The sequence below is a fragment of the Streptomyces sp. NPDC044719 genome (assembly GCF_056433405.1).
Genome location: NZ_JBWKHE010000009.1, coordinates 437,824 through 458,451, shown reverse-complemented (window position 1 = coordinate 458,451; position 20,628 = coordinate 437,824). Strand labels below are relative to the sequence as shown.

14 protein-coding genes and 3 pseudogenes are annotated in these 20,628 nt (G+C 69.4%); 11 read left to right on the top strand and 6 right to left on the bottom strand.

Annotated elements, in window-relative coordinates; translation table 11 throughout:
* Positions 1-98 precede the first annotated feature (98 nt).
* The 4 genes and pseudogenes from AC07DF_RS34035 to AC07DF_RS34020 all read left to right on the top strand — a co-directional run.
* Complete coding sequence (locus AC07DF_RS34035; protein WP_478980095.1) at positions 99-2,537, top strand: GcvT family protein; 2,439 nt, start codon at positions 99-101, stop codon at positions 2,535-2,537.
* 93 nt (positions 2,538-2,630) lie between these two features.
* A complete protein-coding gene (locus AC07DF_RS34030) occupies positions 2,631-3,491 on the top strand; it encodes a bifunctional methylenetetrahydrofolate dehydrogenase/methenyltetrahydrofolate cyclohydrolase (protein ID WP_478980093.1) in 861 nt (286 codons plus the stop codon).
* Positions 3,492-3,511: 20 nt separating this feature from the next.
* Positions 3,512-3,661: pseudogene (locus AC07DF_RS34025) on the top strand (serine hydroxymethyltransferase); the annotation flags it as partial.
* A 30-nt stretch (positions 3,662-3,691) separates the two neighbouring features.
* Positions 3,692-3,958 (top strand): annotated as a pseudogene (locus AC07DF_RS34020) (hypothetical protein); the annotation flags it as partial.
* Here the strand turns inward: AC07DF_RS34020 and AC07DF_RS34015 are convergent.
* Complete coding sequence (locus AC07DF_RS34015) at positions 3,930-4,721, bottom strand: IclR family transcriptional regulator (RefSeq protein WP_478980091.1); 792 nt, start codon at positions 4,719-4,721, stop codon at positions 3,930-3,932. The pseudogene AC07DF_RS34020 and the gene AC07DF_RS34015 sit on opposite strands and share 29 nt — an antisense overlap.
* A gap of 55 nt (positions 4,722-4,776) precedes the next feature.
* Positions 4,777-5,649 (bottom strand): formyltetrahydrofolate deformylase, encoded by an 873-nt coding sequence (purU, locus tag AC07DF_RS34010; RefSeq protein ID WP_478980089.1) that lies wholly within the window; start codon positions 5,647-5,649, stop codon positions 4,777-4,779.
* 190 nt (positions 5,650-5,839) lie between these two features.
* Between purU and AC07DF_RS34005 the strand changes: the two genes are divergently transcribed.
* Positions 5,840-6,982: an aromatic ring-hydroxylating oxygenase subunit alpha gene (locus tag AC07DF_RS34005; RefSeq protein WP_478980087.1), complete on the top strand. Its 1,143-nt coding sequence runs from the start codon at positions 5,840-5,842 to the stop codon at positions 6,980-6,982.
* 190 nt (positions 6,983-7,172) lie between these two features.
* Positions 7,173-7,385, top strand: coding sequence for a hypothetical protein (locus tag AC07DF_RS34000; RefSeq protein WP_478980085.1), 213 nt, complete (start codon positions 7,173-7,175; stop codon positions 7,383-7,385).
* Here AC07DF_RS34000 and AC07DF_RS33995 read toward each other — a convergent pair.
* Both AC07DF_RS33995 and AC07DF_RS33990 read right to left on the bottom strand, forming a co-directional pair.
* Positions 7,372-8,055, bottom strand: a pseudogene (locus AC07DF_RS33995) (L-serine ammonia-lyase); the annotation flags it as partial. The gene AC07DF_RS34000 and the pseudogene AC07DF_RS33995 overlap by 14 nt on opposite strands.
* Positions 8,056-8,131: 76 nt before the next feature.
* Entirely contained in the window at positions 8,132-9,247 is a 1,116-nt protein-coding gene (locus AC07DF_RS33990) for a hypothetical protein (protein ID WP_478980083.1), read from the bottom strand.
* A 745-nt stretch (positions 9,248-9,992) separates the two neighbouring features.
* Between AC07DF_RS33990 and AC07DF_RS33985 the strand changes: the two genes are divergently transcribed.
* The 4 genes from AC07DF_RS33985 to pstB are packed head-to-tail and all read left to right on the top strand — an operon-like array spanning position 9,993 to position 13,713.
* On the top strand, positions 9,993-10,931 hold the full coding sequence (locus AC07DF_RS33985) for a PstS family phosphate ABC transporter substrate-binding protein (RefSeq protein WP_478980081.1): 939 nt from the start codon (positions 9,993-9,995) through the stop codon (positions 10,929-10,931).
* A complete protein-coding gene (pstC, locus tag AC07DF_RS33980; protein ID WP_478980079.1) occupies positions 10,928-11,878 on the top strand; it encodes a phosphate ABC transporter permease subunit PstC in 951 nt (316 codons plus the stop codon). The genes AC07DF_RS33985 and pstC overlap by 4 nt, the downstream gene beginning before the upstream one ends.
* Complete coding sequence (gene pstA, locus AC07DF_RS33975) at positions 11,878-12,789, top strand: phosphate ABC transporter permease PstA (protein ID WP_478980077.1); 912 nt, start codon at positions 11,878-11,880, stop codon at positions 12,787-12,789. Before pstC ends, pstA begins: the two co-directional genes overlap by 1 nt.
* Before the next feature lie 6 nt (positions 12,790-12,795).
* Positions 12,796-13,713 carry a phosphate ABC transporter ATP-binding protein PstB gene (gene pstB / locus AC07DF_RS33970; protein WP_478980075.1) on the top strand — a complete coding sequence of 306 codons (918 nt, stop codon included), beginning with the start codon at positions 12,796-12,798 and terminating at the stop codon, positions 13,711-13,713.
* A 41-nt stretch (positions 13,714-13,754) separates the two neighbouring features.
* Here pstB and AC07DF_RS33965 read toward each other — a convergent pair whose 3' ends face one another.
* The gene (locus AC07DF_RS33965) at positions 13,755-14,204 is read right to left on the bottom strand and encodes an SRPBCC family protein (RefSeq protein WP_478980073.1); all 450 of its coding nucleotides are present in this window, start codon (positions 14,202-14,204) and stop codon (positions 13,755-13,757) included.
* 411 nt (positions 14,205-14,615) lie between these two features.
* Here AC07DF_RS33965 and AC07DF_RS33960 point away from each other — a divergent pair, with 411 nt between their 5' ends.
* Positions 14,616-17,732: a glycosyl hydrolase family 95 catalytic domain-containing protein gene (locus AC07DF_RS33960; RefSeq protein WP_478980071.1), complete on the top strand. Its 3,117-nt coding sequence runs from the start codon at positions 14,616-14,618 to the stop codon at positions 17,730-17,732.
* 86 nt (positions 17,733-17,818) lie between these two features.
* Here AC07DF_RS33960 and AC07DF_RS33955 read toward each other — a convergent pair whose 3' ends face one another.
* Positions 17,819-20,413, bottom strand: a complete 2,595-nt coding sequence (locus AC07DF_RS33955; RefSeq protein ID WP_478980068.1) for an alpha/beta hydrolase — start codon at positions 20,411-20,413, stop codon at positions 17,819-17,821.
* Positions 20,414-20,628: the final 215 nt, after the last annotated feature.

The following is a 20,628-nucleotide window of genomic DNA, read 5'->3' as shown; positions in this document are numbered from 1 at the left end:
CCTTGACACGCCTCTGCGCGGCGGGCACATTGAGTTGCGCAACCTGAACCTTGTTGCGTAGACAGCAACTGAACGCTTTCAACGTCGGAGGTGCGGCGATGGCGGGACCCCGGGTGGTCATCATCGGAGCGGGCGTCGTGGGGGCGGCGCTCGCCGACGAGATCTCCGCACGAGGCTGGACCGAAGTGACCGTGGTCGACCAGGGCCCACTGCCCGCCACCGGGGGATCGTCGTCGCACGCCCCGGGCCTGGTCTTCCAGACCAACCCCTCCAAGACCATGACCGAGATGGCCCGTTACACCGTCGAGAAGTTCTGCTCGCTCGACGTCGACGGGCAGCCCTGCTTCCTCCAGGTCGGCGGCCTGGAGGTGGCGACCAGCCCGGAGCGCGTCACCGAACTGCAGCGGCGCCACGGCTGGCTCGCCTCCTGGGGCATCGAGGCCCGGCTGCTGACCACCGAGGAGTGCGTCGAGCAGCACCCGCTCGTCAACCCGGACAAGGTCCTCGCCGGCCTCCACGTGCCGACGGACGGCCTCGCCAAGGCGGTCCTCGCCGTCGAGGCGCAGATCCGCCGGGCCACCGATCGCGGCGTGCGCTTCCTCGCCCGTCACGAAGTCCTCGACGTCACCAGGGCCGAGGGCGAGGTGACCGGTGTACTCACCGACCAGGGCGAGATCCCCGCCGACATCGTCGTGTGCTGCGCCGGCATCTGGGGCCCGAAGATCGCCCGCATGGTCGGCATGAACCTCCCGCTCACGCCGCTCGCCCACCAGCTCGCCTGGACGGGCCCGGTACCGGCCCTGGCGGGCCAGACGCAGGAGGCGGTCCGCCCGATCCTGCGTCACCAGGACGCCGACCTCTACTACCGCGACCGCTTCGACAGCCTGGGCATCGGCTACTACGGGCACCGCCCGATGCCGATCTCCGCCGACGACATCCTCGCCGTGGACGAGGCCGAGGAGATGCCCTCCGTCCTGAAGTTCACCGAAGAGGACTTCGAAGAGGCATGGAGCGAGACCCAGTCACTGCTCCCTGCGACGAAGGACGCCAAGGTCGAGGAGGGCATCAACGGCCTGTTCTCCTTCACCACCGACGGCCTGCCCCTGCTCGGCGAGTCACCGGACGTCAAGGGCTTCTGGGTCGCCGAGGCCGTCTGGGTCACGCACTCCGCCGGCGTCGGGCGGGCCATGGCCGAATGGCTGGTCGACGGCTACTGCTCCTCCTACGACCTGCACGAGTGCGACGTCAACCGCTTTGAACCGCACCAGCTCTCCCCGGAGTACGTACTGGCCCGCGACTGCCAGAACTTCGTCGAGGTCTACGACATCCTCCACCCCCTCCAGCCGTCGGGAGACCCGCGCCCGATCCGCACCAGCCCGTTCCACACCCGCCAGCAGGAGCTGGGCGCCTTCTTCCTGGAGGCGAACGGCTGGGAGCGGCCCCAGTGGTACGAGGCCAACGCGGGCCTGGTCGAAGGCCGTTCCATCGTCACCCCGAACGACTGGGCCGCGCAGTACTGGTCGCCCATCGTCGGCGCCGAGGCCCAGACCACCCGCGAGACCGTCGCGATGTACGACATGACGGCCCTCAAGCGACTGGAGGTCAGCGGGCGCGGTGCGGGCGAGTTCCTGGAGCGGCTGTGCACCGGCAAGGTCGCCAAGTCCGTCGGCTCGGTGACGTACACGCTGCTCCTCGACCACGACGGCGGCATCCGCAGCGACATCACCGTCGCCCGGCTGGCCCCCGACCTCTTCCAGGTCGGCGCCAACGGCAACCTGGACCTCGACTGGTTCACCCGGCACCTCCCCGCCGACGGTACGGTCCAGGTCCGCGACATCACCCCCGGCACGTGCTGCGTCGGCCTGTGGGGACCGCGCGCCCGCGACGTCCTCCAGCCGCTCACCGACGCCGACTTCTCGGCGACCGGCCTGAAGTACTTCCGCGCCAAGCGCGCCCACATCGGCTCCGTGCCGGTGACGGCGATGCGGCTGTCGTACGTCGGGGAGCTGGGCTGGGAGCTGTACACCACCGCGGACCTCGGCCAGAAGCTGTGGGACACGCTGTGGCGGGCGGCCGAGCCGCTGGGCGGCATCGTGGCCGGGCGGGGAGCGTTCAACAGCCTCCGGCTGGAGAAGGGCTACCGCTCCTTCGGCACGGACATGACCTATGAGCACGACCCGTACGAGGCCGGGGTCGGCTTCGCCGTGAAGCTCGACAAGGACGACTTCATCGGCAAGGCGGCGTTGGAGCGGCGCAAGGCCGATGTCCGGCGGAAGCTGACCTGTCTCACGATCGACGACCCCGAGGCCGTCGTCATGGGCAAGGAGCCGGTGTACGACGGGGATTGTGCGGTGGGGTACGTCACCAGTGCGGCTTTTGGCTACACGATCGGCAAGGGCATTGCCTATGCGTGGTTGCCGGTGGAGCTGGCCGCTCCGGGGACGGTCGTGCACATCGGGTACTTCGACCAGTCGATCGAGGCGGTTGTGGCTGAGGAACCGTTGTTCGATCCGGCCATGTCCCGGCTTCGTGGGTGAGTTCTCGTCTGCGAGTGCGTCGTGGCTTGTCGCGCAGTTCCCCGCGCCCCTTGGGGGCGTTCAAGCGCAGGCTCGTGGGAAGGAACACTCCAGGTGACCGCACAACTCCTTGACGGCAAGGGCACTGCCGCCGCCATCCGCAGCGAACTCGCCGAGCGTGTAGCCAAGTTGACCGCGACGATGGGCTGCGCGCCGGGCCTGGGCACCGTCCTCGTCGGCGACGATCCGGGCAGTCGCGCCTACGTCGGCGGCAAGCACCGGGACTGCGCCCAGGTGGGCATCGCCTCCCTTCGGCGGGAACTGCCCGCCGACGCCTCGCAGCAGCAGGTCGAGGAGACGATCGACGAGCTCAACGCCGATCCTGCCTGCACCGGCTACATCGTCCAGCTGCCGCTACCGCGCCACCTCGACGCCAACGCCGTACTGGAGCGCATGGACCCGGCCAAGGACGCCGACGGACTGCACCCCGTCAACCTCGGCCGGCTCGTCCTCGGCGTCGAGGCGCCGCTGCCGTGCACCCCGCGCGGCATCGTCGAACTGCTGCGCCGCCACGACGTGCCGCTCGCCGGAGCGCGGGTGTGCGTGATCGGCCGGGGCATCACCGTCGGACGGCCCATCGGACTCCTCCTCACCCGCAGGTCGGAGAACGCCACCGTCACCCTCTGCCACACCGGAACCAGGGGCCTTGCCTGGCACGTACGGGAGGCGGACGTCGTCGTCGCGGCCGCCGGTTCGCCCGGGCTGATCACCAAGGACATGCTGCGCCCGGGCGCAGCCGTCCTGGACGTCGGCATCACCCGCACCGACCAGGGGCTGGTGGGTGACATCCACCCGGGCGCCTCCGAGGTCGCCGGGTGGCTCGCGCCGATGCCCGGGGGAGTGGGCCCCATGACCCGGGCCATGCTGCTCGCGAATGTCGTCGAGGCCGCCGAGAGGAACGCGAACGCCGTATGAACGTGCTCGACACCTCCTCCGCCGTGATGGAGGCACAGGGCTCGGTCGCGACCAACCAATACGCCGAGGGCTACCCGGGCCGGCGCTCCTACGGCGGCTGCGAACACGTCGACGTCACCGAGCGGCCGGCCATCGAGCGGATCAAGACCCAGCGCGGCGCCTTCCACAGCATTTGAAAACAGATAGATCGAGGCACCTTTCCTCGAGCCGATGCTCCCCGCGACCTGCCGGCCCACGGCTGCTCGCTGGATCTGCACGCGCCCGCCTTCGGCCCCGGCCGCCGCGCCCAGACGGTTCTGGGCCGCACCCAGGTCGTCCTGGTCGCCCGCGACGGACCCGGAGGCGGGTTCTGGGTTCTGGTCCGTTCGTCCTTCGCCGGCTACCTGACGGACTGGCTGCTGGACGCGGCTGGGAGTGGACGAGCTGACGCCGGCACCCTCAGCCCGCGTAGCCGAGACGGCGGCTGAGCTCGTCGGCTCCGGCGACGATCACCGGTGCGAGTTCGCGTATGCGCTCCTCGGTCAGCCGGAAGGCCGGCCCCGACGCGCTGAGGGCGGCGATGACCTCGCCGTCCTCCGAACGCACCGGCGCGGACAGGGCGTTGAGGCCCTCTTCGTATTCCTCCCGCGTGACGGCGTAGCCCTGCTCACGGGCTTCGGACAGGTCCGCCTCCAGTTTCTTCCTGGAGGTCACCGTGCGCGGTGTCATACGGGGCAGGCCCGCCTGGGCGAGGAGCTCGTCGCGGCTCCCGCTGTCGAGGTGGGCCAGGAGGACCTTGCCGCTCGACGTGCAGTGCAGCGGGGTCTGCCGTCCCACCCAGTTCTGTGCGGCGATGGCCGACGTACTGCGCACCTGGTAGAGGTTGATCGCGTGGTGGGACTCGAGCACGGCGATGTTCATCGTCTCGCCCACGTCGTCGACGAGACGCTCGCAGATTCCCCGCCCGTGCCGGGTGACGGCGATGCGGCCCGTCACGGCGCCTGCCAGGCGCACGACTCCGAAGCCGAGACGGTACTTGCCGCGTTCGCTCTCCTGCTCGACCATCCCGTGCGCCTCCAGCGCGCCGAGCAGACGGAAAGCGGTGGACTTGTGGACATCGATCGCCGCGGCCACTTCACTCACGCCCGCCTCGCCGTGCTGGGCGAGGATCTCCAGCACGGCGACAGCACGGTCGACGGACTGCACTCCGCCAGGGGGAGCGCTTGCGGGCTCGGCGCCGAGGTTGCTCATGGCGAGACTCTAGGCGAATTGGTCAACAGGCGTGAGGGGGTGGAGGTCATTTTCGTCAGCGGAAGACGACCGTCCGATTGCCGTTGACCATGACGCGGCTCTGGCTGTGCCATTCCACCGCCCGCGCCAGCACCTGCGCCTCCACGTCGCGCCCCAGGGCGACCATGCTGTCGGGACCCTGCGAGTGGTTCACACGGATGACGTCCTGCTCGATGATGGGCCCCTCGTCGAGGTCCGGGGTGACGTAGTGGGCCGTCGCCCCGACGAGCTTGACGCCGCGCTCGTGCGCCTGGAGATAGGGGCGGGCGCCCTTGAAGCTCGGCAGGAACGAGTGGTGGATGTTGATCGCCCGGCCCTCGAGCTGCTTGCACAGGTCGTTCGACAGGATCTGCATGTAGCGGGCGAGGACCACGAGGTCGATGTCCAGCTCGTCGACGAGCTCCAGCAGCCGCGCCTCCGCCTCGGGCTTCGTCTCCCGGGTCACGGGCACGTGGTGGAACGGGATCCCGTAGCTCTCGGCGAGCGGCTCGAAGTCCCGGTGGTTGGAGACGATCGCCGGCACCTCGATGTTCAGCGCGCCGGTGCGCCGGCGGAAGAGCAGGTCGTTCAGGCAGTGCCCGAACTTCGACACCATGATCAGGGCGCGTGTCGGGGTCGACGCGTCGTACAGCTGCCAGGAGATCCGGTACGCCTCCGCCACCGGGGCGAAGCCGGTCTTCAGGTCCTCCAGTGAGGTGCCCGGGTCCGAGACGTCGAAGTGGACCCGCATGAAGAAGCGGTCCTGCAGCCGGTCGTCGAACTGCTGGCTCTCCTGGATGTTTCCGGAGTGCCGGACCAGGAAGCCGGTGACCGCGTGGACGAGGCCCGAGCGGTCGGGGCACGACAGGGTGAGGACGAACTCGCGGCCGGTCGTGGGTCCAAGAGACATTGAGCCCTCCCTGAGGGTGCGCAATACGCAACAGTCGGACTGATACGCAACATGGTCCTGGTTGTGACGGCCTGTGGTCAAGGTCTTGACAGTGGTTCGGGCGGACTGCACTGTGAGTTGCGTAGCAAGAATCTCGTTGCGCATGAGGCAACCGTCCGCCCGCCAGGGGCGCTTCACTTCGAGGTGAACCATGACTACGACCGGCCTGCCGGAGAGCCTGATCGCGACCCTCCCCGGAGACCACTACACGGACCCGGAGATCTTCCGCCTGGAGCAGGAGCACATCTTCGAGTCGATGTGGTTCTGCGCGGCACGCTCGTCGGAACTGGCGAAGCCGGGTGCGTTCCGGACCGTGGACGTCGGGCGGGAGAGCGTGCTGCTGACCCGCTCGCGGGACGGCTCCGTCAAGGCCTTCTTCAACGTGTGCCGGCACCGGGGCGCGAGGCTGTGCACGCAGGAGTCCGGCGAGGTGAAGCGGGCCTTCCAGTGCCCGTACCACGCCTGGACGTACGACCTCAACGGCAAGCTCGTCGCGGCCCCCAACCTCACCAAGATGCCGGACGTCGGCCGGACCGAGTACGGACTGGCGAGCGTGGCGGTACGCGAGTGGCTCGGCTATGTGTGGGTGTGCCTGGCCGAGAACCCGCCGTCGTTCGAGGAGTCGGTGATCGCGGACGTGGTCGCGCGCCTGGGTGACGTGGAGTCCGTCGAACGGTACGACGTCGAGACCCTGGAGATCGGCAGGCGGATCGTCTACGACGTCAAGGCCAACTGGAAGCTGATCATCGAGAACTTCATGGAGTGCTACCACTGCGCGACCATCCACCCCGAGCTGACCGAGGTCCTGCCGGAGTTCGCCGACGGCTACGCGGCGCAGTACTACGTGGGACACGGCGCCGAGTTCGGCTCGGAGGTCCAGGGCTTCACCGTCGACGGCTCGGAGGGCCTGGACCGCATACCGGGCGTCACCGAGGAACAGGACCGCCGGTACTACGCGATCACGGTGCGCCCGCAGGTGTTCATCAACCTCGTCCCGGACCATGTGATCTTCCACCGGTTGTTCCCGGTGGCGGTGGACCGCACGATCGTGGAGTGCGACTGGCTGTACCTGAAGGGCGTGGTGGAGAGCGGCCGGGACGTCAGCCGGTCGGTGGAGCTCTTCGACCGCGTCAACCGGCAGGACTTCGACGCCTGTGAGCGCTGCCAGCCGGCGATGAGTTCCCGCCTGTACGCCAAGGGCGGCGTCCTGGTGCCCAGCGAGCACCACATCGGCGAGTTCCACGGCTGGGTCCAGGACCGCATCGGCATCCGCGCCGACCTCGCGGAGCACTAGACGATGGCCCGCAAGGCACCCGCCGAGACCCCGGTGACTCCCCTCTGTGGGTGGGCCCGCCGAAGAATCACGCCGCGGGCCTTCCCGCGGTCACGACCTCGCTGCGCCACGCCCACGCGCAGATGGGGGCCCGCCGCCGTCTGCTGACCTTGCTGAGCGTCAACCAGAAGCCGGGCTTCGACTGCCCGGGGTGCGCCTGGCTCCTCGTCGTGGGCAGAACCCGGGCACAGGCCTGCTGCGCTTCAAGAACCCCCAACGGCGGCCCTCCGGCGTACGGGGGGGCGGCACCCAACTCACCGACCGGTTCCCGCAGATCCGGCTCGGCGGCGACCAGGCCCTCCAGAAGACCGTCGTGTGCTGGGTGCCGCTCATACCCAGCCGCTGCGTCGTCAGCACTCGATGACGTTGACCGCGAGCCCGCCGCGTGCCGTCTCCTTGTACTTGACCTTCATGTCGGCGCCCGTCCCCTTCATGGTCTTGATGACCTTGTCCAGGGAGACGTGGTGGCGGCCGTCGCCCCGCAGTGCCATGCGCGCCGCGGTGACGGCCTTGACCGCCGCCATGCCGTTGCGCTCGATGCAGGGGATCTGCACCAGCCCGCCGACCGGGTCGCACGTCAGGCCCAGATTGTGTTCCATGCCGATCTCGGCGGCGTTCTCCACCTGTTCCGGAGAACCGCCGAGGACTTCCGCGAGGCCGCCCGCGGCCATGGAGCAGGCGGCGCCGACCTCGCCCTGGCATCCGACCTCAGCGCCGGAGATGGAGGCGTTCTCCTTGAACAGCAGGCCGATGGCACCGGCCGCCAGCAGGAAGCGGACGACGGCGTCGCCGTCGGCGCCGTGGACGAAGTTGGCGCAGTAGTGCAGGACGGCCGGGATGATGCCGGCGGCCCCGTTGGTCGGGGCGGTGACCAAACGACCGCCGGCCGCGTTCTCCTCGTTGACCGCCATGGCGTAGAGAGTCACCCACTCCAGCGCCCGCCCCGCCGGATCACCGTCGGCGCGCAGCGCCTTGGCCACGGCGGTGGCGCGGCGGCGGACCCTGAGCCCGCCCGGCAGAACACCGGTTCTCGAGCCAGTTGGGGTCCTCGGGGAAGGCCGCGTAGGCGCCGGTGCCGCCGACGACCGCGCCGGAGAGCGGGGCAGAAGGTCAGACCCTTTCCCGCGTCCACACCCTGCGCATCCGGCTGTCGGTGCCGACGTGGACCGTGCGCGAGTCACGGCCGACGTGCGCGTTCATCGCTGACCGCAGCCGGTGGCGGAAGGTGAACCCCGGGGCCGGACCTGCCTTCGCGGACCGCTCCCGTACGTCAGCCTTCGCGCACAGCACGTCCCACACCCGCTGCGGGCACTCCCCGCGCCGCCAGAGGAAGTCGCAGTAGGGGATGTGCGCGATCTCCAGGTTCAGCCAGCCGTCCTTCTTCAGTACGCCCTCCCACTCGGACAGGCGGAGCTTCAGGTAGCCGCGCGGCCGGTCGGACTTGTCGACGCTGGTGATGCCGAGCACGCGGACGAAACCGGGGGTGCGTTCCAGCACGACCACCGGACGCTCCTTGTAGGTGTTGTCGTCGTGGGTGAGCTCGGCCGTCCACACGTCGCCGACGGCCGGTGGCCAGGACGCCACTCCGGGGGGCGCTGGGCGGGCCGGCGGCCCCGTCCTCAGCCAGCGGACCAGGCGGAGGGCGGCGGCCACCGCGCAGCCGGCGGACAGTCCCACGAGCGACCACCACAGGACGGCGAGCAGCAGCGTCCCGGGGGTGGCCTCTTCCGGGTCGGGGAAGAGGGTGCCGCCGGTGTCGTGGATCCAGTACCCGGTCACGACGGCCAGGAGCGCCTTCCACAGCGCCGTCCGCAGCAGGACCAGCGGGAAGTAGCCGTGGTCCACGATCCGCATCAGACCCAGTACGGCGGCGTTCGTCGCGTAGACCACGGTCATCCCGGCCATGGGCTGCTTGTCGACCTCCGTCTCCAGCGGTGCCATGACGCCCGCCACGACGCAGCAGAGGCCCACCGCGCGTGCCGCGACCAGCAGGCGGCTCCCCTTGAGCCGCGCGGGCGCCACCATCCGGACCATCGGCCGGGCGACCAGTACGCACAGCACGAGCAGCGCGACGCATATCCAGGTGTTCCTGGTATCGGTGAAGCCGACGCGGAGCACCGGGAACATCAGCACCCACATCACCCAGGAACCGAGCCCCACCGCCAGCGGCGCCCCTGCCGAGTATTCGGGTGTCAGCCGCTTCGTCCTCAGCCGTGGCTGCTGCATCCCTCCCATCAGCGGCGTGCTCAGACACACCAGAAGTACCGCCCCCGCCAGAATCGCCTGCACGTTCCCCCCGGCTCTCGTCGCTGGGAGCAGCTTGGCCCCGCGACCGGCGTGCCCGGCCTCGTTTCGTCCTTCCGGACCAGCGCGCCGGGGCGGTCTGGTAAGGCGCCCGGCGGTCGGCATCCCGCAAGGGCCAGCAGCGCGCATGCGCTCGGCCAGCGGGTAGAAGATCCCAGTGGCGTCGCGGGCCTCACTGACGCCGTCCGTGTGCAACAGAAGGGTGTCGCGGGTTCGAGGGAAGGGTCTCCGCGGTGAAGGGGGAGTCGGTGAACTCGGCGACGAGGGAGTCGTCGACCAGCGCGGGAAGGCCGGCCGCTTCGGCGGCCACGTAGGCCGAGGCGACGCGAAGGGGGCCGATCCGGCGCGGCAGGGGTCGCAGGCTGGAGGCCGTGGTTGAGGTCGGTGAGGCTGGTGCGCACGGTCGCGACCACAGCCTGGGCCAGAACCGAGCGGAACCGCCGGCAGAGCCTGACGCGGCTCTCGTGATCGGCGAGGGCTGCGGGGCAGCCGTCGAGGCCCCATGGACCTGGATACACCTCTGATACCGCCGCCGACTCGATGGAATGCCCGAGTCGTCAGCTTTGTCCATTTGGTTCATAGTGGCGATGGGGAAGCCGACGCGAGGATCGGAAGCCACGTGGACATTCACACTTCGTCGCGCAGATCAGTGCCCCCTGTGGCACTGATGGCCGCTGCCCTGCTGGCAGCGAGTGCGTGCGGTGGTTCCGGCAGCGACCTCAGTTCCGGCGAAGGCGCTGTCGAAGGCGACCTGTCCGGCACCATCCGGGTGGACGGCTCCAGCACGGTGGCTCCGCTGTCCACGGCCGCGGCCCAACTGTTCCAGGGGGAGAACCCCGACGTCAGGGTGACTGTGGGCACGTCGGGGACGGGCGGCGGGTTCGAGAAGTTCTGTGCGGGCGAGACCGACATCTCCGATGCCTCGCGCCCGATCGAGAGCGACGAGAAGGCGGCCTGCCAGAAGAACGGCATTCAGTACGCGGAGCTCCAGATCGCCAACGACGGGCTGTCGATCGTGGTGAACAAGGACAACGACTTCGCGGAGTGCCTGACCGTGGCGCAGCTGAAGAAGATCTGGGCGCCCGGCTCGAAGGTGAACAACTGGAACCAGGTCGATTCCAAGTTCCCGGACGAGAAACTGGAGCTCTTCGGCCCGGGCACCGATTCGGGCACCTTCGACTACTTCACCGAGGCCATCAACGGTGAGGAGGGCGCCTCCCGTACGGACTACTCGCCGAGCGAGGACGACAACGTCACCGTGCAGGGCGTGTCCGGCTCCGAGGGCGGCATGGGCTACTTCGGCCTGTCGTACTACGAGGAGAACAAGGACGAGCTGAAGCTCCTCAGGGTCGACGACGGAGACGGCTGCGTCGCTCCTACCACCAAGACCGTGCAGAACGGCAGCTACAAGCCGCTCTCGCGGCCGCTGTTCATCTACCCGAAGGCGTCCTCGCTGGACAAGCCAGAGGTCGAGGGATACGTCGAGTACTACGTGCGGAACAGCGCCGAGATCGCGGAAAAGGCACAGTTCGTTCCGCTGAACCAAGAGCAGCAGACCGAGCTGAACAAGAACTGGGACGATCTGCGGGAGCAGCACGGGGCATGACCTTCACGCGCGGCAGGAATTCGGCCGCTTCAGGAAGCCCCGGCTTCCTCAAGCGGTCCCAGCCGCGCTATGGCGAGAAGGCCATCAAGGTGCTGCTCGTCGCCGCCTCATTGGTGTCGGTGCTGACGACCATCGGAATCGTCATCGCCCTCATCCCGCCCGCCACCGACTTCTTCGGCAAGGTGAGCTTCGGGGACTTCATCACCGGCACCACCTGGGCGCCGCTGTTCAAGCCGCCGCACTTCGGCGTACTGCCCCTGGTCACCGGCACTCTGATGGTCACCCTGATCGCGCTGCTGGTCGCCGTCCCGCTGGGCCTGGGCGCGGCGGTGTACCTGAGCGAGTACGCCAGGCCCCGGGTCCGCTCGGTCTTCAAGCCGATCCTCGAGGTGCTCGCCGGTATCCCCACCGTCGTCTACGGGTTCTTCGCCCTGCAGGCCGTCACCCCGCTGTTGCAGGACATCTGGCCGACCGGCGAGGGGCCCCAGGTCTTCAACGCGCTCTCGGCGGGCTTCGTCATGGGCATCATGATCATCCCGACGATCGCGTCGCTTTCCGAGGACGCCATGAACGCCGTACCGAACGACCTGCGCGATGGCGCCTTCGCCCTTGGATCGTCCCGTATGCAGGTCTCCACCCGGGTCGTCTTCCCGGCCGCACTGTCCGGCATCATCGCAGCGATCGTGCTGGGTGTCTCACGCGCGATCGGCGAGACGTTGATCGTCGCCATTGCCGCCGGCGGCCGGCCGAACCTGTCCTTCAACCCGCTCGAAGGCATGCAGACGATGACCGCGTTCATCGCCGCGGCCGGCATCGGCGACCTGCCGACCGGCTCCATCGGCTACCAGACGATCTTCGCGGTCGGCTCGCTGCTGTTCGTGATGACGCTGGTGATGAACCTGGTCAGCATTCGCCTGGTGCGCAAGTACCGGGAGGTGTACGAGTGATGGACACGCGTGTCCTCGACGAGGGACCGGAGGCCGACGTCCCGGAGGTGCGCCGGCTCAAGGGCGATGGCACTCCGTGGCGGGAGCGGTTCTTCCAGCTGAGCCTGTGGGCCTCGCTCGCCGTCGGTGTCGTCTTCCTCGGCTCCCTGCTCGTCTACGTCGTGGTGGAGGCGTGGCCCCGGCTGGACTCGCGGATCCTGACGAACTTCCCCGACATCATCGACCCGTCACAGGCCGGCGCCCAGTCGGCGATCATGGGCACCATCTGGGTCATCGCCTTCACCGCGCTGTACTGCCTGCCCGTCGGCATCCTCACCGCCATCTACCTGGAGGAATACGCCGCCCCCGACCGCTGGTGGAACCGCGCGATCGAGATCAACATCCAGAACCTGGCGGCGGTACCGTCGATCGTCTACGGCATCCTCGGGCTCGGCATCATCTCCCGCGGCCTCGGATTCGGGCAGACCGTGCTCACCGCCTCGCTCACGCTGTCGCTGCTGGTCCTGCCCACTGTGATCATCGCCGCCCGGGAGGCGATTCGCGCCGTACCGCAGTCCATCCGCGAGGCTTCCCTGGCGCTGGGCGCCACCCAGTGGCAGACCATCTGGCGCCAGGTGCTGCCCGCAGCGGTGCCCGGCATGGCGACCGGCTCGATCCTCGCCCTGTCCCGCGCCATCGGCGAGGCGGCGCCGCTGCTGCTCCTCGGCGGGCTGACGTTCATCACCTTCAACCCCAGCGGCCCGGACAGCGCCTTCACGGTGCTGCCCATCCAGATCTTCAACTGGATCAGCCAGTCCCGTGCCGAATTCGTCTCACTCGCGGCCGCCGCGATCGTGATCCTCCTGGTGATCCTGCTGGTCATGAACTCACTGGCCATCTGGCTCCGCAACCACTACTCCCACCGCTGGTGACGCGCCATGACCTCACAGCCCCCTCGCCGCCTCCACCGCCTTCGGCAGCGGATCCTCCGTCCCGCGCAGCCCTCCGTGGCCTCCCGCCCCGGCGTCCCCGACTCCACGAGCGGCGGTCAGGTCTCCTTCCGCGATGTCCCGCCGCTGGCCACCCCGGTCTTCGAGGTGGGCAGCCTGTCGGTGTTCTACGGCGACCTCGAGGCCGTCCGCGACGTCAACATGACCATCGCCGACCGTCAGATCACGGCGATGATCGGCCCCTCCGGCTGCGGCAAATCCACCATGATCCGCTGCTTCAACCGGATGAACGACCTCATCCCCACGGCCCGGGTGACCGGCAAGATCCGCTACCACAACGAGAACCTGTACGGGAAGGACGTCGACCCCATCGAGGTGCGCCGCCGCATCGGCATGGTCTTCCAGAAGCCGAACCCCTTCCCCAAGTCGATCTTCGACAACATCGCGTACGGGCCGCGCGTGGGTGGTTTCAAGGGCAACCTCGACGATCTGGTCGAGGAGACCCTCACTCACGCGGCACTGTGGGACGAGGTCAAGGACAAGCTCAAGACCTCCGCGCTGGCGCTGTCCGGCGGCCAGCAGCAGCGGCTGTGCATCGCCCGCACCATCGCGGTCAAGCCAGAGGTGATCCTCATGGACGAGCCCTGCTCGGCCCTCGACCCCATCGCCACCGCGAAGATCGAGGACCTCATGGAGCACCTGGCCCAGGAGTTCACGATCGTCGTCGTCACGCACAACATGCAGCAGGCCGCCCGCGTCTCGCACCGTACCGCCTTCTTCACGGCGGAAGTCGACGACAACGGCGAACGGCACGGCCGGCTCGTCGAGTACGACGAGACAGAGCGGATCTTCTCCACCCCCTCCGACCAACGCACCGAGGACTACATCTCCGGGCGCTTCGGCTGATGCCCGCGGCGGTCACGGCGATGCTGACTTGTCTGAGACGTCTAGATCGCTGCTTCAGCTGCCGCCTTGATCCGGGCTCCGAAGCTCGCGGCATCCTTGCGGGCCGCGGCGAGGGCCAGTCCGACGAGGAGCTTGCCGAAGCCGTGGCCCTCCAGAACGTTGTAAATACGGACCCGGGTCCTGTCACCGGCCAAGGGCTCCAGGTCGTAGCCGCCTTCCCTGGCCGTCACACTGTTCTTCGACACCTCGGCCCACCGGATCCTCACCGGGGCTTCGAGGTCGGTGATACGGAACTCCCTGGCAGTTTTCATCCCGGCGTCCTTGACCGTGCTGCGGAAGACCGTCCCCACGGCGGTCGGGCTATCGGGAACCCGCTCGATCTTGAGCACGCGGGGGCTGAACTGCGGATCGTTGCGTCCGTCGGCGAGATAGTCGAAGACTGCCTCGACTGGCCGATCGATCTCGATGGTCGCCTCGAACTGTCCTGACATGAGCGCTCCTCGATCGCCTGAGCCGTGGCGTGCCCGCGACTCTCTCCGGAAGATGCCCGCCCGGCCGCAGGCCTCTTCGGTTCCGCCCCGTACACACCCGAAGGGCCCAACCGCAGGCGGGCCGATCCTCACCGGAGACTTCGGATGTTCGCCTCACTCGGCCGGTGCTGTCCGCGCCGATTCGGGAAGTGGCGCACGCCTCTAGACATCCGATCTATTCCCCGGCGACGATGTTCGCGCCCCCGACACGAGTCGATGCGGCTGCCGCCGCCTCCGTGAAAAGAGCCGATGAATGGGCCGGGAGATCTCACCGTGATCAATGCATCCCAACCGCAGCGACGAAGCGTTCTCAAGGTCGGCGGTGGCCTGGCCTTCGCGCCTCTGCTCGCTCAGCTGGCCGGTGGAACTCCCGTGGGGCAGGCCGTTGCCGCCGGGGCCGACGCAGCGGCGGCTGCCCAGTGGCCGATTCTGTCGCGTGAGGCGCTGACCTACTCTGTCCCCGCGCTGGACTGGCAGTCGCAGGCACTGCCGATCGGCAACGGCCGGCTCGGTGCCATGCTCTTCGCCGATCCCTACGAGGAGCGCGTCCAGTTCAACGAACAGAGCCTGTGGGGCGGTGTCAACAACTACGACAACGCCCTCGCGGGCAAGCCGGACAGCGAATTCGACACCGGCATGACCGGCTTCGGCTCGTACCGGAACTTCGGCGACGTCGTCGTCACCTTCGCCCGCCGTGCGAGCCCGAAGGTCACGGCCCCGGGCGGGCCGTACAGCAGTTCCTCCTCGGAGGGCGTCGACAAGACGTACGACGGTGACTCGAGCACCAAGTGGTGCATCGATGGGCCCGGTTCGAAGGTGCGCTGGCAGGTCGAGCTTCCCGACCCCGTCGTGGTCGCCTCCTACCGTCTGACGAGTGCCAATGACGTGCCGCAGCGCGACCCGCAGGAGTGGACGTTCTCCGGTTCCGCCGACGGTGTCACCTGGACCCCGCTCGACAGACGCACGCTGGAAGCGCCCTTCGAAAGCCGCTTCCAGACCAAGGAGTTCAGCTGCGCCGACCCCACGGCCTACCGGTTCTACCGGTTCGACTTCGTCCCCAAGGCAGGCATCAGCCACTTCCAGGTGAGCGAGATCGCTCTGTCCGGCGTCGACCTCGGCGCAGGCGGCGCCCTGTACCTGTCGTCGCCGAGCGGGCACTCCGAGGGATCCGGCGACGGGGCCGGGCCCGGAGGCCGGGCCACCGACATCTCGAGTTCGGTGGACGGCGATCCGGCCACGGTCTGGCGGATCGACGCGCCCGCACCAGCGGTCGTATGGCAGGCCGAGTCGCCCCGCGCGGTCGCCGTCACGTCGTACGCGCTGACGGCGGCACCGGACCGTCCGAAGGACGACCCCCGGCGATGGCGGCTCGAGGCGTCGCAGGACGGGACCGTCTGGACGACCCTCGACACGCAGAACCCCGAAGCGCCCTTCGCGGGCCGCGGCGAGACCCGGACCTTCCGGATCGCCAACAGCACGGCCTACCGCGTCTACCGGCTCACCCTGACCCCTGGCGCGTCGTCCACCGGCTTCCAGATCGCCGAGATCGCGCTGGAAGGCAAGAGCTTCGACACGCGCACACAGCGGACGGTCGTCGACTACCGGCGCACCCTCGATTTCGTCAAGGGACTGCACGTCACCCGTTTCGGCGCACCGGGACAGCGTGTCCTGCGGGAGGCGTTCGCCAGCCGGTCCGCGGACGTCATGGTCTTCCGCTACACGTCGGACCGCGCCCATGGACTCTCCGGAGCGATATCGCTGACGTCCGCACAGGACAACACTCCGACGACCGTCGACGCCGGCGCCCGCCGGATCGCCTTCAGCGGTGTCATGGGCAACGGACTCAAGCACGCGTGCACCGTCCAGGCCGTACACACCGACGGCGACCTCCGCGCCGACGGATCGGTACTCCGTTTCAGCGGCTGCACCACCCTGACCCTGCTCCTGGACGCCCGCACCGACTACAAACTCGACGCCGCCGCGGGGTGGCGCGGCCCCGATCCGGGGATCGGCATCGCCAGGGCGCTCGGCAAGGCCGCCTCCCGGCCCTACGGCAAGCTGCGCGAGAAGCACATCGCCGAGACGCGCGCCCTCATGAAGCGTGTGTCGGTCGACTGGGGCAGCTCCGACGCCGCAGTCGTCGCTCTGCCGACCGACGTCCGGCTGGCGCGTTATGCGGCGGGACGCCAGGACCCCACACTCGAGCAGACGATGTTCGACTACGGCCGCTATCTGCTGGTCAGTTCCTCGCGCCCGGGCGGCTTGCCCGCCAACCTCCAGGGCCTTTGGAACGACAGCAACCAGCCGGCATGGGCCTCCGACTACCACACCAACATCAACATCCAGATGAACTACTGGGGAGCCGAGACGACCAACCTCCCGGAGTGCCACGAGGCACTGGTCCGGTTCATCGAGCAGGTGGCGGTGCCCAGCCGCGTGGCGACCCGCAACGCCTTCGGCAAGGACACGCGCGGCTGGACCGCCCGCACCAGCCAGAGCGTCTTCGGCGGCAACGCGTGGGAGTGGAACACCGTCGCGAGTGCCTGGTACGCACAACACCTGTACGAGCACTGGGCGTTCACCCAGGACCTGAGCTACCTCCGCACCCTTGCCTACCCGATGATCAAGGAGATCTGCGAGTTCTGGGAGGACCACCTCAAGGAACGCGAGGACGGACTCCTCGTCGCACCGAACGGCTGGTCACCCGAGCACGGGCCGCGCGAGGACGGCGTCATGTACGACCAGCAGATCATCTGGGACCTGTTCCAGAACTACCTCGACTGCGAGGCGGTGCTCAAGGCGGACCCCGCCTACCGGGCCAAGGTCGCGGACCTGCAGGCACGCCTTGCCCCGAACAAGATAGGCAAGTGGGGCCAGTTGCAGGAGTGGCAGGAGGACATCGACAGCCCCACCGACATCCACCGCCACACCTCGCACCTCTTCGCGGTCTACCCGGGCCGCCAGATCACCCCGAGAACGCCCGAGTTCGCGTCCGCCGCCCTCGTCTCCCTCAAGGCGCGATGCGGAGAGAAGGAAGGCGTGCCGTTCACAGCGGCGACGGTGTCCGGCGACAGCCGCCGATCATGGACCTGGCCCTGGCGGGCTGCTCTCTTCGCCCGCCTGGGCGACGGGCATCGCGCCCAGATCATGCTGCGCGGACTGCTGACCTACAACACGCTGCCCAACCTGTTCTGCGACCACCCGCCCTTCCAGATGGACGGCAACTTCGGCATCTCGGGCGCCGTGGCGGAGATGCTCCTGCAGAGCCACGACGGCGTCATCCACCTGCTGCCCGCCCTGCCGGAGGGCTGGAAGCCCAAGGGCTCCTTCACCGGACTCCGGGCCCGGGGCGGCTACGAGGTCAGCTGCGAGTGGCGCGACGGCAAGGTCACGTCGTTCAGCGTCACGGCCGACCGGGCGCGGAACCGGAGGAAGGTCACCGTGCGGGTGAACGGCACCGACAGGAAGGTGAAGCCGAGCAAGCCCTGAGTGAACCGAGGGACGCGGGGGGCGTGAAACCGGCCCCCGCGTCCGCCTGTGCCCGGCCGCCCGTCAGGGAGTGCCAGGCGCTTCGGCTACGGTGCGTCCACCACCGTGCCGTCGAGCATCGGGCCCTCCACTTCGCCGCGCTCGTCCTCCCAGAGGGACAGCCGCATCCGCAGTGACTCCTCCGGCTCGCTCACCCCGTCCACGACAGTGGGTACGGTCATCTCCGTGCTCAGCTCTCCCGCGGGTACGGTGATGTCCGGGTAGAACACCTCCACCTCGGACAGCGGCCGGGCCGGGCTCGGTGACTCGCCGGTGTTCCGCTCGAACCACTGCGGGTCGACGTCGGTGCTGGACAGTTCCGCGCCGCCGTCGACCTTTACGAACGCGGCCCCGAGCCAGAGATCCGTGTCGGCGGCCGCGGACTGGTCGATCCGCCACTTCAGGCTCTGGCCCTCGGTGACCCGGCCCGCGAGCGGTGTCGCCTTGAACGTGGGCATCGGGTCGTCGTCCGTCACGGTCAGGCCGCCGAGGTGGTTGCCGACCACGGCGCCCCGGACGGCCTTGGCGAACACGTTGTGCGTCGAGCCGTAGCTGAAGCGGGTGTTGCCGCGCACGTCGATGGGCACGTCGACACTGCCGCTGCCGGGGCGCACCGTCACCAACCGGGACGTGACCTCACGGGTCTCGGAGTCCGCGACGTAGAGCCTGATCTGGCCAGTGCCCTGCCCCGAGAGCCGCACCGGCACCTTGTGGGTCCGGACTCCGGAGTCGCCCTCGTCGGCCGTCAGCAGGCCGATGTCCACGCGGGGCAGCGCGACCGGCCGAACCGCCGCCATGCCGGGACGCCAGCCCCAGGCGTCCATCAGCCACGCCTGTCCCGATCCGCTGCGCGGGGTCAGTACCAGGGATTTCACCCGCTTCAGGTCCAGCCCGGCCGCCGTCGCGGCGGTCAGCGGTACGCGCACCTCCTGCCCCCAGTACGAGGCCGTCCGGTCGGAGCCGGGCAGTCCGTCGAGACGGATGGCACCCAGCTTCGCCTGCCGGCCCGCGGAGTCCGTGAGGGACACGTCCATACGGGTGCCGGTGGTGTTCGGCGGCACGATGACCCGCAGGGCCAGCGCCTCGGCTCCGCTCAGGGAGACCGGCCGCCCCGGCCGCACCTGTACCGCGGAACCCGGCGCCGACCAGTCGAACGCCACGGCGTTACGGCCCGGTTCCCGCTTCGTCTCCCACTCGGCGAAGTGCGGTGACCTGCCGGGCTTCTCAGGCTCCAGGCAGGCGGTGGCGGGGTCGGGGTCCACCTGTGCGCAGAGCCGGCCGCCGTCCACCGTGACCGGGGCGTCCGGCAGGAACGCGGCCGTGCGCCGGGCACCGACGGCGTGCGTCAGGACCCGCGCGGGACCCGCGGACGCCGCGCGGACGCCCGAGCCGTCCAGCAGCGGCCGGACCCGCTCGTCGCCCGCGACGAACAGCCGGGCCGCGGCGGCTATGTACGTCGAACCGGCGGCCTGCTGCCGCTCGGCCGTCAGCCGGGTCGCGGTGCCCGGCGTGCACACCGGGTCCGGCGGCGTCTCCTCGTCGTGCCAGAAGTCGTCGTCTGCCGGTGCCTCGGCCTGTCCCGGGGTCCACTCGGTGTTGAAGTAGTTGTGGTTGGCACCGACCATGTAGACCGCGCTGTGCAGGGCGGCACCACGGCTCACGCCGCGTGTCCCGTCCACGTAGATCTCGCCCTGCAGGTCGGACACGTCACCGTCGCAGCCCGGCAGGATCGTCATGGACGGCACATCCGGAGCCGGGTTCTGCCCGAAGACGGTGGGGCCGATGAGCACGGTCCCACGGATCTTCCAGCGCGCCGGACCCCGGTAGCCGTCCTTGTCCGCGGGCGGCTTGGCGAGGCTGTCCATCGCGGCCCGGTTCACGCCCTCGCCGCCGCGCGAGTGACCGACCAGGAGGACACGCGACAGGTCGGCCCGCGCGGCCTTCCGTACGATCGCCGGTGCCTTGGTCCGTCCGGCGCCCGACCAGTCGGCCCAGCGGGCGAGGTGCTGCCGTACCAGGGAGGAGCGGGCCTGGGTTCCGGCGTCCTGCGCCGCGTAGTCCTGCCCGTTGATGCCGTTGGCGGATATGGACACCGTCACATATCCCTGGGACGCCAGGAGCTTCTGGTCGTGCAGATAGCCGCGGTGGCTCGGTATCGGCTTCGAGCCGGTGGGGCAGGGCCACGCGCCGAGTGCCTCACCGTCCGCGCCCCCGGTGAAGCAGGTGGCGTGACGGCCGTGCAGGAAGAGGGCCAGCGGCCGCTTGCCCTGGGCGCCGGTGGGCGCGGTGACGGTCGCGCGCATCTCCACCGGGGCGGGGAAGTCGGGCAGTTGCACCGACTTCAGCGTGTACTCGCCGCTGACCGTGCGGTACGGGCCGGGGACACCGGGGTCCACGGGGTTGGCCGGCGGTAGGGCCGAGGGCTTCACCGGCTTCACCTGCTTCTTGGCGTGCCGGCGCTTCGCTGCGGCCTTGACGCCGGCCTCGTCGAGACGCCGCCCCGCGGCCCGCACCTGCAGGTCCTTCGCAGCTCCGAGCGTCACGCCTTCGAGGTCGAGGCGGAACGTGTGCCCGTCCTTGCCGGGCACGGGCCGGCCCAGGAGCCGGTCTCCGGAGTAGAACTCGACGGCTGCGTCACCCATGGGTACGGGTCTGTCCGAACGCCAGGTCAGATGCTGACCGGATCTCTTGCCGGTGATCTGCCAGCCGGCCGGCAGGCCACGGCCGGCGCCGGGGTCGGCGGATGGGGTGGACGGAGTCGACGGGGTGGGATCGGCGGCAGGTTGGGCGTGCGCCAGTCCTGGCGACCCCACCACCGCCGCCAGCAAGGCCGCAGCGGCGACCAATGTGCGCCGGG